Raw genomic sequence first — 14,999 nt, 5'->3', positions numbered from 1 at the left:
ATTTCTATCTAGAATTATACGATAGGAATAGAAGGAACAAAAGAAATAAGCTTAAATACCTATGACTAATTGCTTATAAAAACCTTCATTCAACATATACGGCAGTTCCATAGGCAATGATTTCACAAGCGTTCTGCATGATAGCGGATGTTTCAAGGCGCATCGCAACGATGGCATTCGCTCCTTTTTCCTTCGCCTCATCCACCATTCTGCCAATGGCCTTTTGCCTAGCTTCCTTCATCATTTCCGTATACTCAGAAATTTCCCCACCGACAATGGTCCGCAAACCCGCCATAATATCTTTCCCGATATGCTTTGATTGGACCGAGTTCCCTTTAACGAGTCCCTTCAGTTCCTTTATTTCTTTACCCGGCACTTCATTAGTAGTCACGATAATCATTGAGCTCATCCTCTTCCCGTTTTCTTATTTTTTTTACGATTAAATAAAAAATTAGCGGAACCGGTGCTTGAATCAAACCAAGAATGCCCCATAACCAATGATTGAAACCATTCTTCTTTGCATCGGTGAATAAATATATGCTTTGGGCCAACAAGATAAGCCCACACATAATCAATACATACATCTGCATTCTATCCATGACTGCTTTCCACCTTCCTTTTTACATAAAACGTATATATGCCGATGAAAATCACGCTCAACACTTGTAATGTGAGAAATACTTCAGGTTGATGAAATAAAGATAGAAACAAGAAGCAGAGAATGAGAGCAGCCGTCACTAGAAACATAAGCACTTCTTTCCGCCATTCCCTTCTGGCTTTTTGACGCTTTCGTTTAATGGTTTGCTCAAAAAAAGATACTTGTGGGACATCGATGGAAATCGTATCGTCAAATTCCTCCAAGCTTTTCTTGATTTGACTAACCGTCTCTTGATCACTCTTGTCTGAGTGGTTTTGATAAACCGGATGGTTCTTTTTCATCGTTACTGACCAACTCCTTTCTAATCTTCTTTAATCCAATATGGACACGTGACTTCACGGTACCTTCTGGTATCTTGATGATTTTCGCAATCTCTTCGTAAGAAAATCCGTAATAATGCTTCAAGATGATTGGAATTCGCAGATCATCCTCTACATTCCCCAATGCTTCCATTACATCATCCCATGCTTGATTGTTGGCCTGCGTCTCCCATTTGAGCTTTCTGACCGATTGCTCTTGCCTTAACCAGGACTCTTCCCGCTTCTCCTTCCGCTTCTGATCCAAGTAAACCCGAGTCGCAATGGAAATCAGCCATGTGGAAAACTTGGAAGTCCCTTTGTACCTTGAAAGATTCTCGATGGCCTTAGAAAAGGTTTCCTGAGCTACATCTTCTGAAGTTTGTAAATCATAAGTCAATTTAAGCAAGTATTTTAGCAGAAAAGGATACGTGTTTTGAAATAGTGAGGCTAACGCCTGATCATCCCCCTTTTTCGCCGCTTTAATCAGCTCCCGTTCTTCCATCTATCATCACCTGCTCCCTGATCCTTAGCTTGTTACTTATATGACGGTTAAGGAAATGAATTCGTTCACTGACTTGTAAAAAAAATTTTTCATTCAGAAAGTCTCTCTACTTCAGAAAGAATTACATGCGTCACCGTCGATGCAAAAGGAATGGCGAGATTAATGAATTCTTCCACTCTTTGAAGGCTTTCACAGCGAATTTTGAGCATGAAACAAGCCTTTCCCGCGATTCGATAGCAAAATTCCACATTTTCTTGATCCAAGATAAACTTTCTGAATCGGTCATATTCCCCATTTTTCACCGTCGCTTCAATCATGCATTCTATCGGAAAGCCCATTTTTTTATAATCAATCTCGGCTCCATAACCCTTGATGATACCAAAAGACTCCATTTGCCGGACACGTTCTGTAACGGCGGGTGCTGACATCTCCACTTTCTTTGCCAATTCTCTCATGGAAACCCTGCTATCATTCTTCAGTACGGCTAAAATGCTGCGGTCTTTATCGTCTAATTTCATATGAATACTATTCTCCTTATTTTCCATTCATCTAGTATTTTTTTGTTCCTATCACTTTTCATATGCGATTAATTTTTCATTTCTTCTAGATTATGATTATCTCAAAGGGGAGATATCGATGCCAAGAATTAAAAGTTCACAATTTGGAACAAGTCCATTTCAGCAATTGTTTCATAACGAAGGAATTGCTCAGAATTGGAATGACCTCTCAGAAACCATTTCGGCTGATGGGGTGCTTACAAAGCAAGTGAAGGAAAATGTCAGAAGAGTTCTAGCCTACGGAAATGGCTGTGCGTACTGTCAGGCCAAAGGCATTCCAATGGAACCGGCCGATATAAAAGAAAGCTACGCAATCGCCTTTGCAGAAATATTTTTAGTGCAACGCGAGAAAACAGAAGAACGCTTTTTGGTAGTATTAAAGGAAGTATTCAGCGACGAAGAAATATCAGAATTAATAGCCTTCATTTGTTTTTCCACTGCACAACAATACTTCGGGGCCTTGATGGGATTAAAATAACGTCTGCATTCAGTTACAATTTCTTGGACTTGCAGTGGATTGGTACATGTTATGAATATAGTGTAAGAAGCTAAACACCGCTTCGCTATACATATATAAAAGCAGAGTGAATTCACTCTGCTTTTATACTCATTCTCGTTATACATCAATTAATCTTCTAAATGATCAAAAACCTGATTCAATACATCATCCTGTGACGTTTCGTTAGTCCATATCATTTCATTTTTGATACCTAGATAATCATTCGGCTTCCACCAAGCAAGTAAAGACTCTTCTCCAAACTCCATCTTTTTTGAACGAGAGTTGTGACGTTTGACGGTTTCTTCAAAGGATAAATCAAAATAACAAATTAAAACCTTTTCGTTATAGAACCGTATTAAGTGATGTAGCATATCACCATAAAGATCTTTATGTAAGATTCCTTCCAAAATGACATATTCACATTTTCCTTTTCCGTATTCCGTAATTTGACGGATCAAATCAATTGAAAGGTTGCCTTCTCTATCACGAACATTCAACATGTCCCGGCGAACAGTATCCTGAGAAACCAATAGGGTACCTATTCCTAACTGATTTTGAAGGCTCTTTGCTATCGTTGTTTTTCCACTGCCAGAGTTCCCTCGTATGATGATTAGCTTCGATTTCATGGTCTCCCCCCATAACCTTGCGCTCTTTATATAAACCCCGATAGTTAGCAAGACATTTTCTCGGATTGAAGTTGAACCTGTACCGTTTAGAAAAGGTAAATGGAACAAGAAGTTCCTTGTTCCATTCCTTACTTGCTTAATTACTTCGCTTGATCCTTCATCATCACAGTAGCTTCTGGCGCCTTTTCATGGATGAACTTCGGTATGATGGCCATATATAGAAAGCCTACGAAGATCAGACACCCTCCCACTACCCAATATAACGTTTCTACTGCTATGTAGGTGGGGAATCCAACGGCTATCAAGAATAACGTGATTGATTGCGATAACATCACCAAGGGGTTGATCCATCCTTGGACCCTCCCCATCATTTTGGGAGCAACGAGGCTTGGCAGCCACCCGCCAAGGGACACATTAAGTATGGGAAGCGATAGAGCCACGATAGCTAACCCAATCATATATTGCAGGGTTGTTTCGACAAGGCCACTGGCCACCGTGCCCACTCCCGATATCAGCAAGCCTACGACCATCATATGATGAAGCTTCATTTTTTTGGCCAGTACCGAAGCTAAGATGCTTCCCAGCAATACTCCAGTCCCGAAAATGACACCAAAGATGACGGCATACTTTTCATAATCAACAGGTTCAAGTTTGTACTTCAAGATAAAAACCTGCATCACGGAAAATCCACCATTCACAATCCCAAATACTAGAAAACCGCTGATTAACGTGAACAATAGCTTATACTGCCATATATATTGCCAGCCAATTTTAAAATCTGCCCAAACGCCTGTTACACTCAGTTCCTTCAAATTGTAAACTCCATTCGGCTGTCTGACTTCTTTTGAAATCCGACAGGAACGGATCAAGAAACCACTGATTATAAATCCGATCACATCGAAGATAATGGCTCCCTCGATGCCGACTGACCAATAGATAAAAATGCCGATTCCGTTTCCGAAAAGCATGAACAGACTCGATACCATCTGATTTAAACCAGCCGCCATCGTATAATCCTCTTTAGGCAAAATGCCTTGAATCAACGCTGACTCCGCTGGCACAAAGAAATTCCTGACGGCACTTCTCAGAAAAATGACGGCAAACGATACCATGAGAGCATCTAGCTCTAACGAAAGTAAGAATAAAACAGACAACCCTGCGCAAATCCAATCACAATACAAAGCAATCTTTTGCCTGTCCAATCTATCAGCAAAAACCCCCACCAGTAAGAAAACAGCAAGGGTAGGCAAAGAATACATTAATTCCGTAACCGTCGCATAAATCGGCTGATTGGTGAAGCGGTCCAGTAAATAAAACATAAATGCAGTCATGCCGATGGTCCCGCCCATTTGTGATGTTACGTTCGCTAAAAATAATTTCGTATAATTTCGATTGTTAAAAAGTTTTATGATCTCTTTCTATCCCCCTTCATCCGACTTTCTGGTTAATTTTACCCAAAAATTCCAATTCAAGAAAGAGAAATCAATGAATTATTTTTCAAATGTGCCCTTCACCATCGCTTTGCCCTCACTGACCATAATCTGACCCATTGCGATGACGGTATCTATTTCAAAGGTCTCTTTTTTCAAAATCAGTATATCTGCGTCCCTTTCCGTTTCCACCCGTCCTTTATTAGTTAGCTTCAAAATATTCGCGGGATTTTCCGTGACCACACGGATGGAATCCTCTATCGAAACTCCATCATCGATAATCGCATCGACAACCGATTCATACAGCGACATGCAGGTCCCCATACTCAGTCCGGATATATTTCCGTTGCCATCAAATGCCGGAAGGCTAGCCTGTCCATCTGATGTAAGCGTGATGTTGCGGATATCAACACCTTCGTCGAGGGCTCTCCTTATTGCCGTGCTTGCTTTTACTTCCCCTTCATCCAGGAATTTTTGAATGGTACTTGTCGTGAAATCGATGTACCCGCCTTTTTTGGCAAATTGTATCCCGGCCTCAAACAAATGCGGGTTCCGGTTCATATGTGTAGGGTAGAACTGTGTAATCGGTATTTCCGTCGTCCTGACGACTTCCTCGATTACCTGTACATGATCCAGGCTATCCCCGACATGTATATTAACGATACCGGCTTTCCCGGACAAAAGTCCTCCATTCCTGGCCTGCGACGCAAGTTTTGCAAGCTCTGCCACGGTTGGCTGTGAAGAACGGTGATCGGCAATGGCAATTTCACCAACTCCAATGATTTTATCCACTAAGATTAAATCATCTTCAATCTTGTCCATTAGGGTCTTCACCGGGACTTGGTACGAACCTGTTTGAACGAAGCAACTAATCCCTTCTTCTTCTAGGGCCCTCGCTTTAGCGAGCAAGTCCGGCATCGTCCTTGTCGTTCCATCCGTGCCAATGACCCCGACTAATGTCGTGATACCGGCTAGCGTCGCGTCGGTCAACTGAATTTCGGGCGTTCTTGTTTTGAATCCCCCTTCACCGCCGCCACCGATGATATGAACATGTGCATCGATAAAACCTGGTACAATGATTCGACCGTTCGCGTCAATCACTTGCAATGCAACGAAATTGGCAGGGACGTCGATTTTATCCTCGATGAAGCCAATTTGTTTTCCGACCAACAAAACGTCTTTCTTACCTATGTATTCCGGCGTATAAACCTCACCATTCTTTATCAGTGTCAGCATAGGGCCAAACTCCCTCCAAGTTTAAATATTCTAATAGGTTTCAAAACGATATACGCGGGTAAATATACACCATAACCCAATTACATGAATTCAAAAGAACTTAACTTAGTTTTTCTATCTTATAAGTATTACGGCACAAACATTTAATTATATAAAAATTAAAGGAGTAAACAACCATGAACAAAGTAATTTCTGCTGATATTAAAACAAATACACGATTATCCATGCGTCAAATCATGAACTTATACCAAGTGACAAAAGAATTCAAAGGAAACATCTACTTTATCTGCAATCATAAAATGGTCGATGCCACAAAACTTTCAACATTTGTATCATTCGTTCTCATTCTACAAGAGTGTGTGGATATGAAAGTGATCCTAGAAGGACAAAATGTACATGCAATGCTGGAAAAGGTTCAGGCCATTTGTAAAGAAAATGATGAAAAAATAGGATTTCACTCCAACCAAACCGTTGGGATTTAATATACGAAAAAAAATTACATATAAATGAGGTGTAGATATGAGAACCATTTTAATGATTATCGGGGCTATCGTCGTAATCGGTTTAGTTGTAAATTTCATCTTTTAATGAGGGAAAAAAAGCTGTCAATAATGACAGCTTTTTTTCATTACTGGGAATATGGATATATCCCCAATCATCACCAAGGAAAATCCCATGTTTTCCACTTACCAAGCCCCTCCTTGATTTCATTCCCCTTATCAATCCAATATTGCTTCCTTTCCTCTTCTTCTTCCTTTTCCTGCTGTTCTGCTATCAATGGTCCGATGTCTTCTGCATGAAATGATTCAGCCGTTTCGTTCTGTAAGGCCTGAGCCATGATCTTTTGAAAGATGAGTGTACTTCCCTGGCTGCTGTTAGTGGTTAAATAATGTTCTTTATCCGTTTTATCGTAGCCAGCCCATACAGCTCCTACTAAAGAAGGGGTGTATCCCACGAACCATTGATCCTTCACACCTGATATGCCTTCGATCGGGACCTGTGTGGATCCTGTCTTTCCTGCGATTTCATAGCCAGAGACCGCGGCATTTTTAGCCGTTCCATAGTTAACTGTCCCAAGAAGCATCGCATTCATCTTATCGACGACATCCTTCGAAGCCACCTTTGTCTTCTTTTCCTTCCAGGCTGCTATTTCTTTCCCATCCGTGTCTTCTATTTTTATAATGGCATGCGCTTCGTTTCGCTTTCCTTCATTTGCAAACGCCGCATAAGCTCCTGCCATTTGGAGTGGGGACACCCCTTTATCCATCCCGCCTAAGGCTATCGATAGATTTCGGTCATTTTTTTTGTCATAAGGAATCCCAAACCGTTTGAGCGCATCCAGCCCCTTGTCGATTCCAATTTCATTCAGGAGCCAAACGGTTGGTACATTCAAGGAATTCATCACGGCTTCATACATTGGGACCTCCCCTTTATAAGTGCCGCTCAAATTCGATGGTTCATAATTCCCGAACTCCATCTTCTCGTCTTTTAAAGAGTCGGTCATTTCATATCCTTCTTCAATTGCCGGTGTATAAACAGCGAGCGGTTTAATCGACGAACCAGGAGATCTTTTCAGTTGCGTCGCCCGATTATATCCCATGAATTGATGCTCGCCCCTCCCCCCAACAAGTGCCTTAATGCCGCCTGTTTTAGGATGAAGAAGGACCGTCCCACTTTGCACCAATATGTCATTGCTTGTCCCAGAAGGGAAATTGGCATCCTGACTATAGACTGATTCGGCAGCCTGCTGCATCGGTTGATCTAATGTGGTATATATTTTATAGCCCCTAGTGAGTAATTGCTGGAGCTCCAATCCATACATGGTGGAGGCTTCAGATAGGACATGGTCTATATAATAAGGATACTTCCCTTTTAAAGGATCTGTATCTTCACCTAACTGTAGTGATACTTCATCCTTTTTGGCAGAAGCCGCTTCCTCTTCGGTCAAATATCCGTGTTCGGTCATTCTAGACAGTACCAAATCCCGTCGTTTAACCGCCCCTTCTGGATTTTTGTACGGATCAAGCTTGGAAGGCAAGTTAATGACCCCAGCAAGCAAAGCCCCTTCGGCGACGGTTAACTCAGAAACATCTTTTGAAAAATATATGTTCGCTGCCTTTTTGAGTCCCCATGCTCCATGTCCAAAATAAACTTGATTCACATACATTTCCAAAATTTCATCCTTTGTATACGTACGTTCCAATTCTTGAGCGATGAAAAACTCTTCTATCTTTCTTTTCAAGGTCCGATCTGATTCAAGCATGGTGATTTTTACAAGTTGTTGGGTAAGTGTGCTCCCGCCTTCAACAACGCTTTTCGCCTTGACATTTTTCACCATCGCACGCATGATCGCTTGATAATCTATGCCATGATGTTCATAAAAACGGTGATCCTCAATGGATACGACCGCTTGAATGAGATGTTCCGGGATCTCCTCTATCGCGACGCCTTCCGATTTATTAGCCGTGACGGTACTGGCTAAGTTCCCATCCTCGTCATAAATCTTGGTCGGTTGCTGAAGTTGATCCTGGAGATTGCTTATATCCACAGTTTGTTTAAAATATATGAACAAACCGGCTCCCACTACGACAATGATTGATATAATTATAAGACCTATTTTCAATAACGCTCTCATTTGTACCCCCATTTTCCCAGATGCGACATGCTCCATTAAAAATATTTTGCCCTTTTTATGAAAGAAAACTCTTGCAATGGCTAAAAGGGAAAACAAATTCCACAACATTTTTCCCATTATCCTTTTCCATACAAAGTGCCTACAATATTTCTCCCTTTCATGCCTAGTCTTTTCTTTTTCCATACCCTTTACCCACATTTATAAATCAATATACACCTGAAAAAGGCATGAAACCAATAAAAACGGGTATATAACCTATAATGACAAATTATGGGGAGAGATGATTTTAGATGAAACAATTAAAACGTATCGTCGCCGCTTATGATGGAAATGAAGAGAGCAACCGCGCAGTGGAATATGGAGCTTCATTAAAAAAGGCCTTTCCGGAAGCTGAATTGACCATTGTTCAAGTTCTGAATCCAAAAGGTGAAAGCCGCATCATCGAGAGTGCATCCGCTCCTGGGTTCGTACCGGCAGCAGGATTTTATGTCGACCCTTCACAAACGCATCCCGTAACAGAAGTAGAACAACAAAGTCAAATGCACATGAACGATACTCCCACCGTTCATGAAAACAATGTGAGGATGGCTGAAAGCAATATGATGAGATTGCTCAGTGAATGCCAGGTTAATGGAAATATCGAGATTTTAGAGGGAAATGCCACCGATAGTATATGTGACTATGCAAAGCGGGCGAATGCCGATTTAATCATCGTCGGCAACAGTGCAAAAAGCGGCCTGGAAAAGTTCTTCCTCGGAAGCACCAGCAGTTCCATAGCCAAGCAGGCACCTTGCTCGGTATTTATTGCAAAATAATGGAGAAAAGGGCCGGCTCATAATTGAGCCGGCCCTTTTTATAGGTCTGTCCTTAGATGGCTTTCTTCAACAAGACATTCGAAGCAGCCGAATAAAGCACCATTACCACGATTGCTGATAAAATAAAACTAAACAGCATATATGTCCCATTGTAAATCAAGGAATAGAGGACGACTGGTTGCCCGTCTGGCGCATATTCCCCAAAGAAAACGATACCTGCTGTAAAATGGCAAAGAAACCTCAGGAAGCTCCCCACAAACATGCCACAAACCGCATATATATCCCCTCTTAACCGTTTTCCCCCTTTACGGTTATTCACAAATTTATTCATGAACAACCCGGATAATCCCACGGCGGTAAAAGCAAGGAAATATTCGATAAATCCTTGAAGCGGCGTTGCCAGAAATGCCAAACCAGTGGCAATCTGCAAAAGCCCCAATAGTAAACCGGTGGCCATTCCGCCCTTGATTCCCCAACGATAGGCCATTAAGAATATCGGTACCATGGCAATGGAAATCGATCCCCCCTGTGGCCATATCCTTGCAAAAACAAAACCGGAGACTATATCCAGCAGTAATGCCAATGCAGAAAAAATCGCGACCTCTGTCATGAATAATGTTTTATGTTTCATCATCTCTCACCCTTCTCCACGTGCAAAAGTGCCCATGAGTCCCGTGTAGCTTTTTCGGCATGCAAAAAAGCAACACCAGGGCGGTAATGGATGCCCAGTATTGCTATCCAAAACCACATCCCTACGCTAGTACTAACTAACAGGTTCATAGGGTCTGAACTCAAACGTTCACTCTCAGCCATCTTGGCTCCCCTTGTGGAAGTATTTAATTTTTGTTCCTCGGTTAGAATATACTACTAGTTTCTCTAATTGACAAGTAAATAACACGATTATATCCACGAGCGTTTTTCCCTATTACTGGTTATATTTTTTCATCCAGCCAACTTCTTTACATGGCCTCAATACACATGCCATACGCCAAGTTAGATGGATAAAGACGACAATTTTTCTATAGACTCACTAGGGTTCAATTTGATATCTTTATAAAGGTTATTTTGCACGAGGGGGAAAAGACATGGATAAACATTCAATTTCTGCTGAAAAGGGCGCCTATATCAGTATAGCCGCATACATATTCTTGTCGGCCCTCAAATTAACGTTTGGTTACTTTGGAGACTCGAAAGGACTTTGGGCAGATGGTTTAAACAACACGACCGATATCATTGCCTCTGTCGCTGTATTAATAGGCTTAAAAATATCAAAGCGACCACCTGATAATAATCATTCATACGGTCATCTGAGAGCTGAAACCGTAGCGTCTCTGGTTGCCGCCTTCATTATGATCACCGTCGGATTACAGGTCATATACAGCGCCATCGAATCATTCTTTTCGCAGGATGCGACAGTTGTACCGAATATGTTCACAGCTTATGTCGCTTTATTCTCCGCCATCTTCATGTACGGGGTTTATCGTTACAACTTGGCTTTAAGCAAAAAAATAAACAGCGCCTCCATCCATGCTGTCGCACAGGACAACCGTTCTGATGCTCTTGTCAGTATCGGTGCTTTCGTAGGTATTATCGGTACCACAATCGGCATAGACTGGTTGGATGCGGTTGCGGCTTTAGTGGTAGGTCTGATGATCTGTAAAACGGCTTGGGATATTTTCCACGACGCTTCACTTTCCTTGACCGACGGTTTCGATGAACAGCATCTCCAACAAATAGGTCAAACCATCCTGTTGACGGATGGGGTGAAAGACATGAGTGAAATTAAAGCTCGGATGCATGGGAATGAAATTCTGGTTGAAACAACCGTGCATGTCAATCCGCTCTTGACCGTCATCCAAAGTCATGACATTACAGTGAAGGTTGAAGAAAACTTATTAAAGGAACATGACATCAAACATGTCATTGTCCATATCGAACCCTATACATTTCAAAAAAAAGGTACCCGTCAATAATGAACGGTGCCTTTTTTATATGTGTAAACCCCCTATTAATACAATGTTTACCTAATATAAACAAAGCCTTTCCCCTTTTACCGATCATTTACCGCATGAATGAGTATTTAAAGAACGCTTTCAATCTGTTATTATTAAAACCATATATTACATTTTGGAATTATATTCTAATTCATTCATAATTAAGTAAGATAAATTCATTTTCCTACACATGGAGGGCAAAATGGTATTGAATCGAGAAATGACTCTTCACTTCCTATCTTCTCATAAAACTACTATCCTTACCGAATGGAAAGAGCGATTAAAGCATTTGTCAGATGGCTATATAGAATATTTTGAAGAAGAAATAGAAAAAATTCTAAATTCACTGATGAAACAACTGAAAAATACAGATACTAACATAGATGATATGCTGAAGGATTTAGGGGAAAAGATTTCAGCCGGCCGGGTTAAACAGCATTTGAATATGGATATGTTCTTTTCCATAACCTCTACCGGAAGATCGATCATCATTGATCAATTTCTCTCTTACGAAGCCATCAAAGGAGAACTATCTGCGGTTATCCACCAAATAAATGCGTACTTCGATAAACTCATTTATTTCGCTTTATCCAGTTATACCGATTTAAAGACGAAGCAGGTTGCGGAGCAATATCAGCTGATCAATCCAAATCATAAAGACCGTTTGACCCTTTTAGGCCAGATGACATCAAGTTTTGTCCATGAGTTCCGGAATCCCCTTACTTCCATCATGGGTTTCATTCAATTATTACAAGCCGAACAGCCAGAGATTAAGTATCTGGACATCATTTCAAAGGAATTGGATCAGCTTAATTATCGGATTACACAATTTCTTAACCTTTCAAAGAGGGAAACGGATACTACACAAATTGAAATATTTCCAATCGCCCCCCTGGTAGATGAAGTTATTGAATTCCTATACCCTAGCATCTTGGAAGTAAATGCTTCCGTCTCCTGTAATATTGAGGGCGAAGCCCAGTTGGCCGGCTCCAAGGAGGAATTCAGGCAAGTGTTACTCAATATCATATTGAATGCCCTGGATGTAGTTACGGAAACGCCAAATCCATCCATAGACATTTCCGGTTCGGTAGCATCAGGTTTCCTAACCTTGAATATTTCTAATAACGGTCCAAAGATACCTTCCGAGGTGCTTCCTAGCATCTTTGAACCCTTCATCACAACGAAAAAAAGGGGCACAGGGTTGGGACTATTCGTTTGCAAGGAAATCATCCTCAAGCATCAAGGGACCTTGACTTGTCATTCAACGGACTTCTTAACTACATTCTCCATACGCGTAAAAACAAAATCATAAGTAAAAGTCACCAAATCACGGGGAAGTAGTGTGTAATTTTTGACTGATTCCCTGATAGTTCCTTATACTATAATTAGGTGACTTGTATAATCGTGATGAATAAATCTACAGATTCGTAAAGAAAAGCTCGAAGACATTCATTTCAAGATCATTCCATCTACTTTTTTTACAGTCATTATACATTTTATTCATTTTTGTTTTTGGGAGGTGACTGGGATAATTCACCCGTTTGGTGCAAGTAAACGGTTCAATTACATCCCTCACTATTGGACATATTTAGTTTAGCCTTAGTCATTATCTTAATCGCTTTAACCGCCTTTTTTGTTGCTTCCGAGTTTTCAATCATTAGGGTACGAAGCTCGCGAATCGACCAATTGATAGAAGAAGGAAACAGGAAAGCCTTAGCTGCAAAAAAGGTGACATCAGATCTCGATGAGTACCTATCGGCAACGCAGCTCGGCATTACCGTGACCGCCCTTGGACTTGGGTGGCTTGGGCAACCGACAATCTATAAATTGATAGAACCTTTATTCGAACTATTACATATTCCGAACAACGTGGCAGGTATTCTGTCCTTTATCATTGCATTTTCCCTAATGACCTTCTTGAATGTCGTCGTAGGTGAACTCGCACCTAAAACGGTTGCCATCCAAAAAGCGGAAGAGGTGGCCTTGGCCATCGCCAAACCTCTGATCCTTTTCCATAAGATCGCGTTCCCGTTCATCTGGTTATTGAATCATTCCTCTCGGTTTGTCGTTGGATTATTCGGCTTCAAATCCGCTTCGGAAAGCGAGCTTGCTCACACGGAGGAAGAATTGCGTTTCATCCTTTCGGACAGCTATAAAAGCGGGGAAATCAATCAATCTGAATTCAAATATGTAAGCAATATATTTGATTTTGATGACCGGGTAGCCAAGGAAATCATGGTTCCAAGAACAGAAATCCTTACCATTTCCAAAGATGAAACCGTACAAGGTTTCGTCGATGTTGCCAAAACGGAAAAATACACGCGTTACCCCGTTGTCGAAGGTGATAAGGATCATGTGATTGGCTTGGTCAATCTGAAAGAAGTTTTTTCTGACCTAATTAAGGACCGGGATATCCAGTCCAAAACCATTGAACAATATACCCGCCCGATCATTCGGGTCATGGAGAATATACCCATTCACACATTACTGCTAAAAATGCAAAAAGAGCGGATTCACATGGCCATCTTGATGGATGAATATGGTGGTACTTCCGGTCTCGTCACCGTTGAAGATATCCTTGAGGAAATCGTCGGGGAAATTCGTGATGAATTCGATATCGATGAAGTTCCTTCCATTCGTAAGATCAAGGATGGACACTATATCTTGGATTCCAAACTTCTAGTAAAAGACGTGAATGACTTACTTGGCATTCACCTGGATGAAGAGGATGTAGATACAATCGGTGGCTGGATCTTAACGGAAAATTATGATGTACTAGTTGGCGACATCATGGAAAAAGATGGTTTCTGTTTCAAAGTCATTGAGATGGATGAACACGCCATCCGTTTTATTGAAGTGACAAAAAAAGTAGAACAGCTGACACTTGAGGAGAACCTTCCACAAGATTAAGAATAAGAAAAATGGCCCTAGTATTCTTACCGGGGCCATTTTTTTATATTCTTTTATCAGACCCAACCTTTTTGACCGTCACGATTGGCGGCGGGCTCTTTTTCTTCCAAATGATATACAACATGATCAAGACGAATGAAAAACCTGCTACAGGAATCAAATAAGGTGCAGTGATTTCTCTAATTTGTTGCCAATTCTCCCCCAAAATCCGACCCAATGACAAGAACAATATCGTCCAAGGGATGACGGCTGCCACTGTATAAAAAGTGAATGTCCAGGCGGACATCCGGGCAATCCCAGCTGGTATGGAAATGGCATGTCGTACGACAGGAATGAAGCGAGCTGTGAACACCACCCCCACCCCATACCGTTGGAACCATTCTTCGGCCATTATCATATGAGCTTCTTTAATGAGTATATATTTTCCATACTTTAAAAGGAATGTCCGTCCTCCATAATAACCAGCCCAATAAAGGAATAATTGGGCAATCGTACCTCCCATCACCCCTGCGATAACGGCACCCAAAAAGTTCATCTTACCCATTCCGATCAAATAGCCACCGTATCCAAGTACGAGCTCACTGGGGATGATTTCCACCATCAACCCCAATAAAATACCGATATATCCCATCTCCGCAAACCAATTCAGTATCTTCATAATCAGCTCTGACATCATGTAATGACTCCCTTTTCCGCTAATTTTGACTTGGTTGTCCTTCTATCCTATTGCGGAAAAATCCGTTCTATTCATTTTCCTGAAAAAAGGAACAGTCAGATTGTGATATGATTTTAGATAACAAAAAAAAAGACCAGCTTGTCTTTCCCGGTCTCCTTGTGA

At 41.3% G+C, this 14,999-nt stretch carries 17 protein-coding genes and 1 riboswitch; of the genes, 6 read left to right on the top strand and 11 right to left on the bottom strand.

Annotated features, from left to right (window positions below):
* Nucleotides 1–85: 85 nt before the first annotated feature.
* The 5 genes from ACIQXR_RS07650 to ACIQXR_RS07630 all read right to left on the bottom strand — a co-directional run bounded on the left by ACIQXR_RS07650 (nucleotide 86) and on the right by ACIQXR_RS07630 (nucleotide 1,977).
* Nucleotides 86–400: a YbjQ family protein gene (locus tag ACIQXR_RS07650; protein WP_402867647.1), complete on the bottom strand. Its 315-nt coding sequence runs from the start codon at nucleotides 398–400 to the stop codon at nucleotides 86–88.
* Nucleotides 381–599 carry a sigma-Y antisigma factor component gene (locus ACIQXR_RS07645; protein ID WP_402955581.1) on the bottom strand — a complete coding sequence of 73 codons (219 nt, stop codon included), beginning with the start codon at nucleotides 597–599 and terminating at the stop codon, nucleotides 381–383. The genes ACIQXR_RS07650 and ACIQXR_RS07645 overlap by 20 nt, the downstream gene beginning before the upstream one ends.
* Nucleotides 592–939 (bottom strand): YxlC family protein, encoded by a 348-nt coding sequence (locus tag ACIQXR_RS07640; protein ID WP_402955578.1) that lies wholly within the window; start codon nucleotides 937–939, stop codon nucleotides 592–594. Before ACIQXR_RS07640 ends, ACIQXR_RS07645 begins: the two co-directional genes overlap by 8 nt.
* Nucleotides 893–1,459 (bottom strand): RNA polymerase sigma factor SigY, encoded by a 567-nt coding sequence (gene sigY, locus ACIQXR_RS07635; RefSeq protein WP_402867644.1) that lies wholly within the window; start codon nucleotides 1,457–1,459, stop codon nucleotides 893–895. The genes ACIQXR_RS07640 and sigY overlap by 47 nt, the downstream gene beginning before the upstream one ends.
* Nucleotides 1,460–1,548: 89 nt before the next feature.
* Nucleotides 1,549–1,977: an Lrp/AsnC family transcriptional regulator gene (locus tag ACIQXR_RS07630; protein WP_402867643.1), complete on the bottom strand. Its 429-nt coding sequence runs from the start codon at nucleotides 1,975–1,977 to the stop codon at nucleotides 1,549–1,551.
* A 118-nt stretch (nucleotides 1,978–2,095) separates the two neighbouring features.
* Here ACIQXR_RS07630 and ACIQXR_RS07625 point away from each other — a divergent pair, with 118 nt between their 5' ends.
* A complete protein-coding gene (locus tag ACIQXR_RS07625; protein ID WP_403079797.1) occupies nucleotides 2,096–2,494 on the top strand; it encodes a carboxymuconolactone decarboxylase family protein in 399 nt (132 codons plus the stop codon).
* Nucleotides 2,495–2,643: 149 nt separating this feature from the next.
* Here ACIQXR_RS07625 and ACIQXR_RS07620 read toward each other — a convergent pair whose 3' ends face one another.
* The 3 genes from ACIQXR_RS07620 to iadA form a co-directional block, all read right to left on the bottom strand.
* Nucleotides 2,644–3,141, bottom strand: coding sequence for a kinase (locus ACIQXR_RS07620; protein WP_403079796.1), 498 nt, complete (start codon nucleotides 3,139–3,141; stop codon nucleotides 2,644–2,646).
* Between the two features lie 140 nt (nucleotides 3,142–3,281).
* On the bottom strand, nucleotides 3,282–4,553 hold the full coding sequence (locus ACIQXR_RS07615; protein WP_403079852.1) for an MFS transporter: 1,272 nt from the start codon (nucleotides 4,551–4,553) through the stop codon (nucleotides 3,282–3,284).
* 78 nt (nucleotides 4,554–4,631) lie between these two features.
* Nucleotides 4,632–5,807: a beta-aspartyl-peptidase gene (gene iadA / locus ACIQXR_RS07610; RefSeq protein WP_403079794.1), complete on the bottom strand. Its 1,176-nt coding sequence runs from the start codon at nucleotides 5,805–5,807 to the stop codon at nucleotides 4,632–4,634.
* A gap of 176 nt (nucleotides 5,808–5,983) precedes the next feature.
* On the opposite strand from iadA, the gene ACIQXR_RS07605 reads away from it, so the two are divergent.
* On the top strand, nucleotides 5,984–6,289 hold the full coding sequence (locus ACIQXR_RS07605; protein WP_402867639.1) for a hypothetical protein: 306 nt from the start codon (nucleotides 5,984–5,986) through the stop codon (nucleotides 6,287–6,289).
* Nucleotides 6,290–6,465: 176 nt separating this feature from the next.
* On the opposite strand, the gene ACIQXR_RS07600 is transcribed toward ACIQXR_RS07605, so the two are convergent.
* Nucleotides 6,466–8,442, bottom strand: coding sequence for a transglycosylase domain-containing protein (locus tag ACIQXR_RS07600; protein WP_403079792.1), 1,977 nt, complete (start codon nucleotides 8,440–8,442; stop codon nucleotides 6,466–6,468).
* 290 nt (nucleotides 8,443–8,732) lie between these two features.
* Here ACIQXR_RS07600 and ACIQXR_RS07595 point away from each other — a divergent pair, with 290 nt between their 5' ends.
* Nucleotides 8,733–9,257 carry a universal stress protein gene (locus tag ACIQXR_RS07595; protein WP_402867637.1) on the top strand — a complete coding sequence of 175 codons (525 nt, stop codon included), beginning with the start codon at nucleotides 8,733–8,735 and terminating at the stop codon, nucleotides 9,255–9,257.
* A 52-nt stretch (nucleotides 9,258–9,309) separates the two neighbouring features.
* Here the strand turns inward: ACIQXR_RS07595 and thiT are convergent, their stop codons facing one another.
* Nucleotides 9,310–9,891: an energy-coupled thiamine transporter ThiT gene (thiT, locus tag ACIQXR_RS07590; RefSeq protein WP_402867636.1), complete on the bottom strand. Its 582-nt coding sequence runs from the start codon at nucleotides 9,889–9,891 to the stop codon at nucleotides 9,310–9,312.
* A gap of 98 nt (nucleotides 9,892–9,989) precedes the next feature.
* Nucleotides 9,990–10,092, bottom strand: a riboswitch (TPP riboswitch).
* A gap of 250 nt (nucleotides 10,093–10,342) precedes the next feature.
* Here thiT and ACIQXR_RS07585 point away from each other — a divergent pair.
* From ACIQXR_RS07585 to ACIQXR_RS07575, 3 genes are all read left to right on the top strand, one after another.
* Nucleotides 10,343–11,230: a cation diffusion facilitator family transporter gene (locus tag ACIQXR_RS07585; RefSeq protein ID WP_402867635.1), complete on the top strand. Its 888-nt coding sequence runs from the start codon at nucleotides 10,343–10,345 to the stop codon at nucleotides 11,228–11,230.
* Between the two features lie 223 nt (nucleotides 11,231–11,453).
* Entirely contained in the window at nucleotides 11,454–12,563 is a 1,110-nt protein-coding gene (locus tag ACIQXR_RS07580; RefSeq protein WP_402867634.1) for a histidine kinase N-terminal domain-containing protein, read from the top strand.
* A 266-nt stretch (nucleotides 12,564–12,829) separates the two neighbouring features.
* Nucleotides 12,830–14,161 (top strand): hemolysin family protein, encoded by a 1,332-nt coding sequence (locus ACIQXR_RS07575; RefSeq protein WP_402867633.1) that lies wholly within the window; start codon nucleotides 12,830–12,832, stop codon nucleotides 14,159–14,161.
* 43 nt (nucleotides 14,162–14,204) lie between these two features.
* Here the strand turns inward: ACIQXR_RS07575 and uptA are convergent, their stop codons facing one another.
* Complete coding sequence (uptA, locus tag ACIQXR_RS07570; protein WP_402867632.1) at nucleotides 14,205–14,834, bottom strand: undecaprenyl phosphate transporter UptA; 630 nt, start codon at nucleotides 14,832–14,834, stop codon at nucleotides 14,205–14,207.
* Between the last annotated feature and the right edge of the window lie 165 nt (nucleotides 14,835–14,999).

This window comes from Peribacillus sp. NPDC097224, assembly GCF_044761985.1.
Taxonomy (GTDB): Bacteria; Bacillota; Bacilli; order Bacillales; family DSM-1321; genus Peribacillus.
The sequence above is the reverse complement of the archived record's forward strand: the minus strand, read 5'-3'. Positions and strand labels throughout refer to the sequence as shown.

Coding starts and splice junctions, on each gene's coding strand:
- ACIQXR_RS07585 (WP_402867635.1), top strand. CDS start 10,343: ATGGATAAACATTCAATTTCTGCTGAAAAGGGCGCCTATATCAGTATA.
- ACIQXR_RS07650 (WP_402867647.1), bottom strand. CDS start 400: ATGATTATCGTGACTACTAATGAAGTGCCGGGTAAAGAAATAAAGGAA.
- uptA (WP_402867632.1), bottom strand. CDS start 14,834: ATGTCAGAGCTGATTATGAAGATACTGAATTGGTTTGCGGAGATGGGA.
- ACIQXR_RS07580 (WP_402867634.1), top strand. CDS start 11,454: ATGGTATTGAATCGAGAAATGACTCTTCACTTCCTATCTTCTCATAAA.
- ACIQXR_RS07625 (WP_403079797.1), top strand. CDS start 2,096: ATGCCAAGAATTAAAAGTTCACAATTTGGAACAAGTCCATTTCAGCAA.
- ACIQXR_RS07595 (WP_402867637.1), top strand. CDS start 8,733: ATGAAACAATTAAAACGTATCGTCGCCGCTTATGATGGAAATGAAGAG.
- ACIQXR_RS07620 (WP_403079796.1), bottom strand. CDS start 3,141: ATGAAATCGAAGCTAATCATCATACGAGGGAACTCTGGCAGTGGAAAA.
- ACIQXR_RS07645 (WP_402955581.1), bottom strand. CDS start 599: ATGGATAGAATGCAGATGTATGTATTGATTATGTGTGGGCTTATCTTG.
- sigY (WP_402867644.1), bottom strand. CDS start 1,459: ATGGAAGAACGGGAGCTGATTAAAGCGGCGAAAAAGGGGGATGATCAG.
- ACIQXR_RS07605 (WP_402867639.1), top strand. CDS start 5,984: ATGAACAAAGTAATTTCTGCTGATATTAAAACAAATACACGATTATCC.
- ACIQXR_RS07630 (WP_402867643.1), bottom strand. CDS start 1,977: ATGAAATTAGACGATAAAGACCGCAGCATTTTAGCCGTACTGAAGAAT.
- ACIQXR_RS07600 (WP_403079792.1), bottom strand. CDS start 8,442: ATGAGAGCGTTATTGAAAATAGGTCTTATAATTATATCAATCATTGTC.
- thiT (WP_402867636.1), bottom strand. CDS start 9,891: ATGATGAAACATAAAACATTATTCATGACAGAGGTCGCGATTTTTTCT.
- iadA (WP_403079794.1), bottom strand. CDS start 5,807: ATGCTGACACTGATAAAGAATGGTGAGGTTTATACGCCGGAATACATA.
- ACIQXR_RS07640 (WP_402955578.1), bottom strand. CDS start 939: ATGAAAAAGAACCATCCGGTTTATCAAAACCACTCAGACAAGAGTGAT.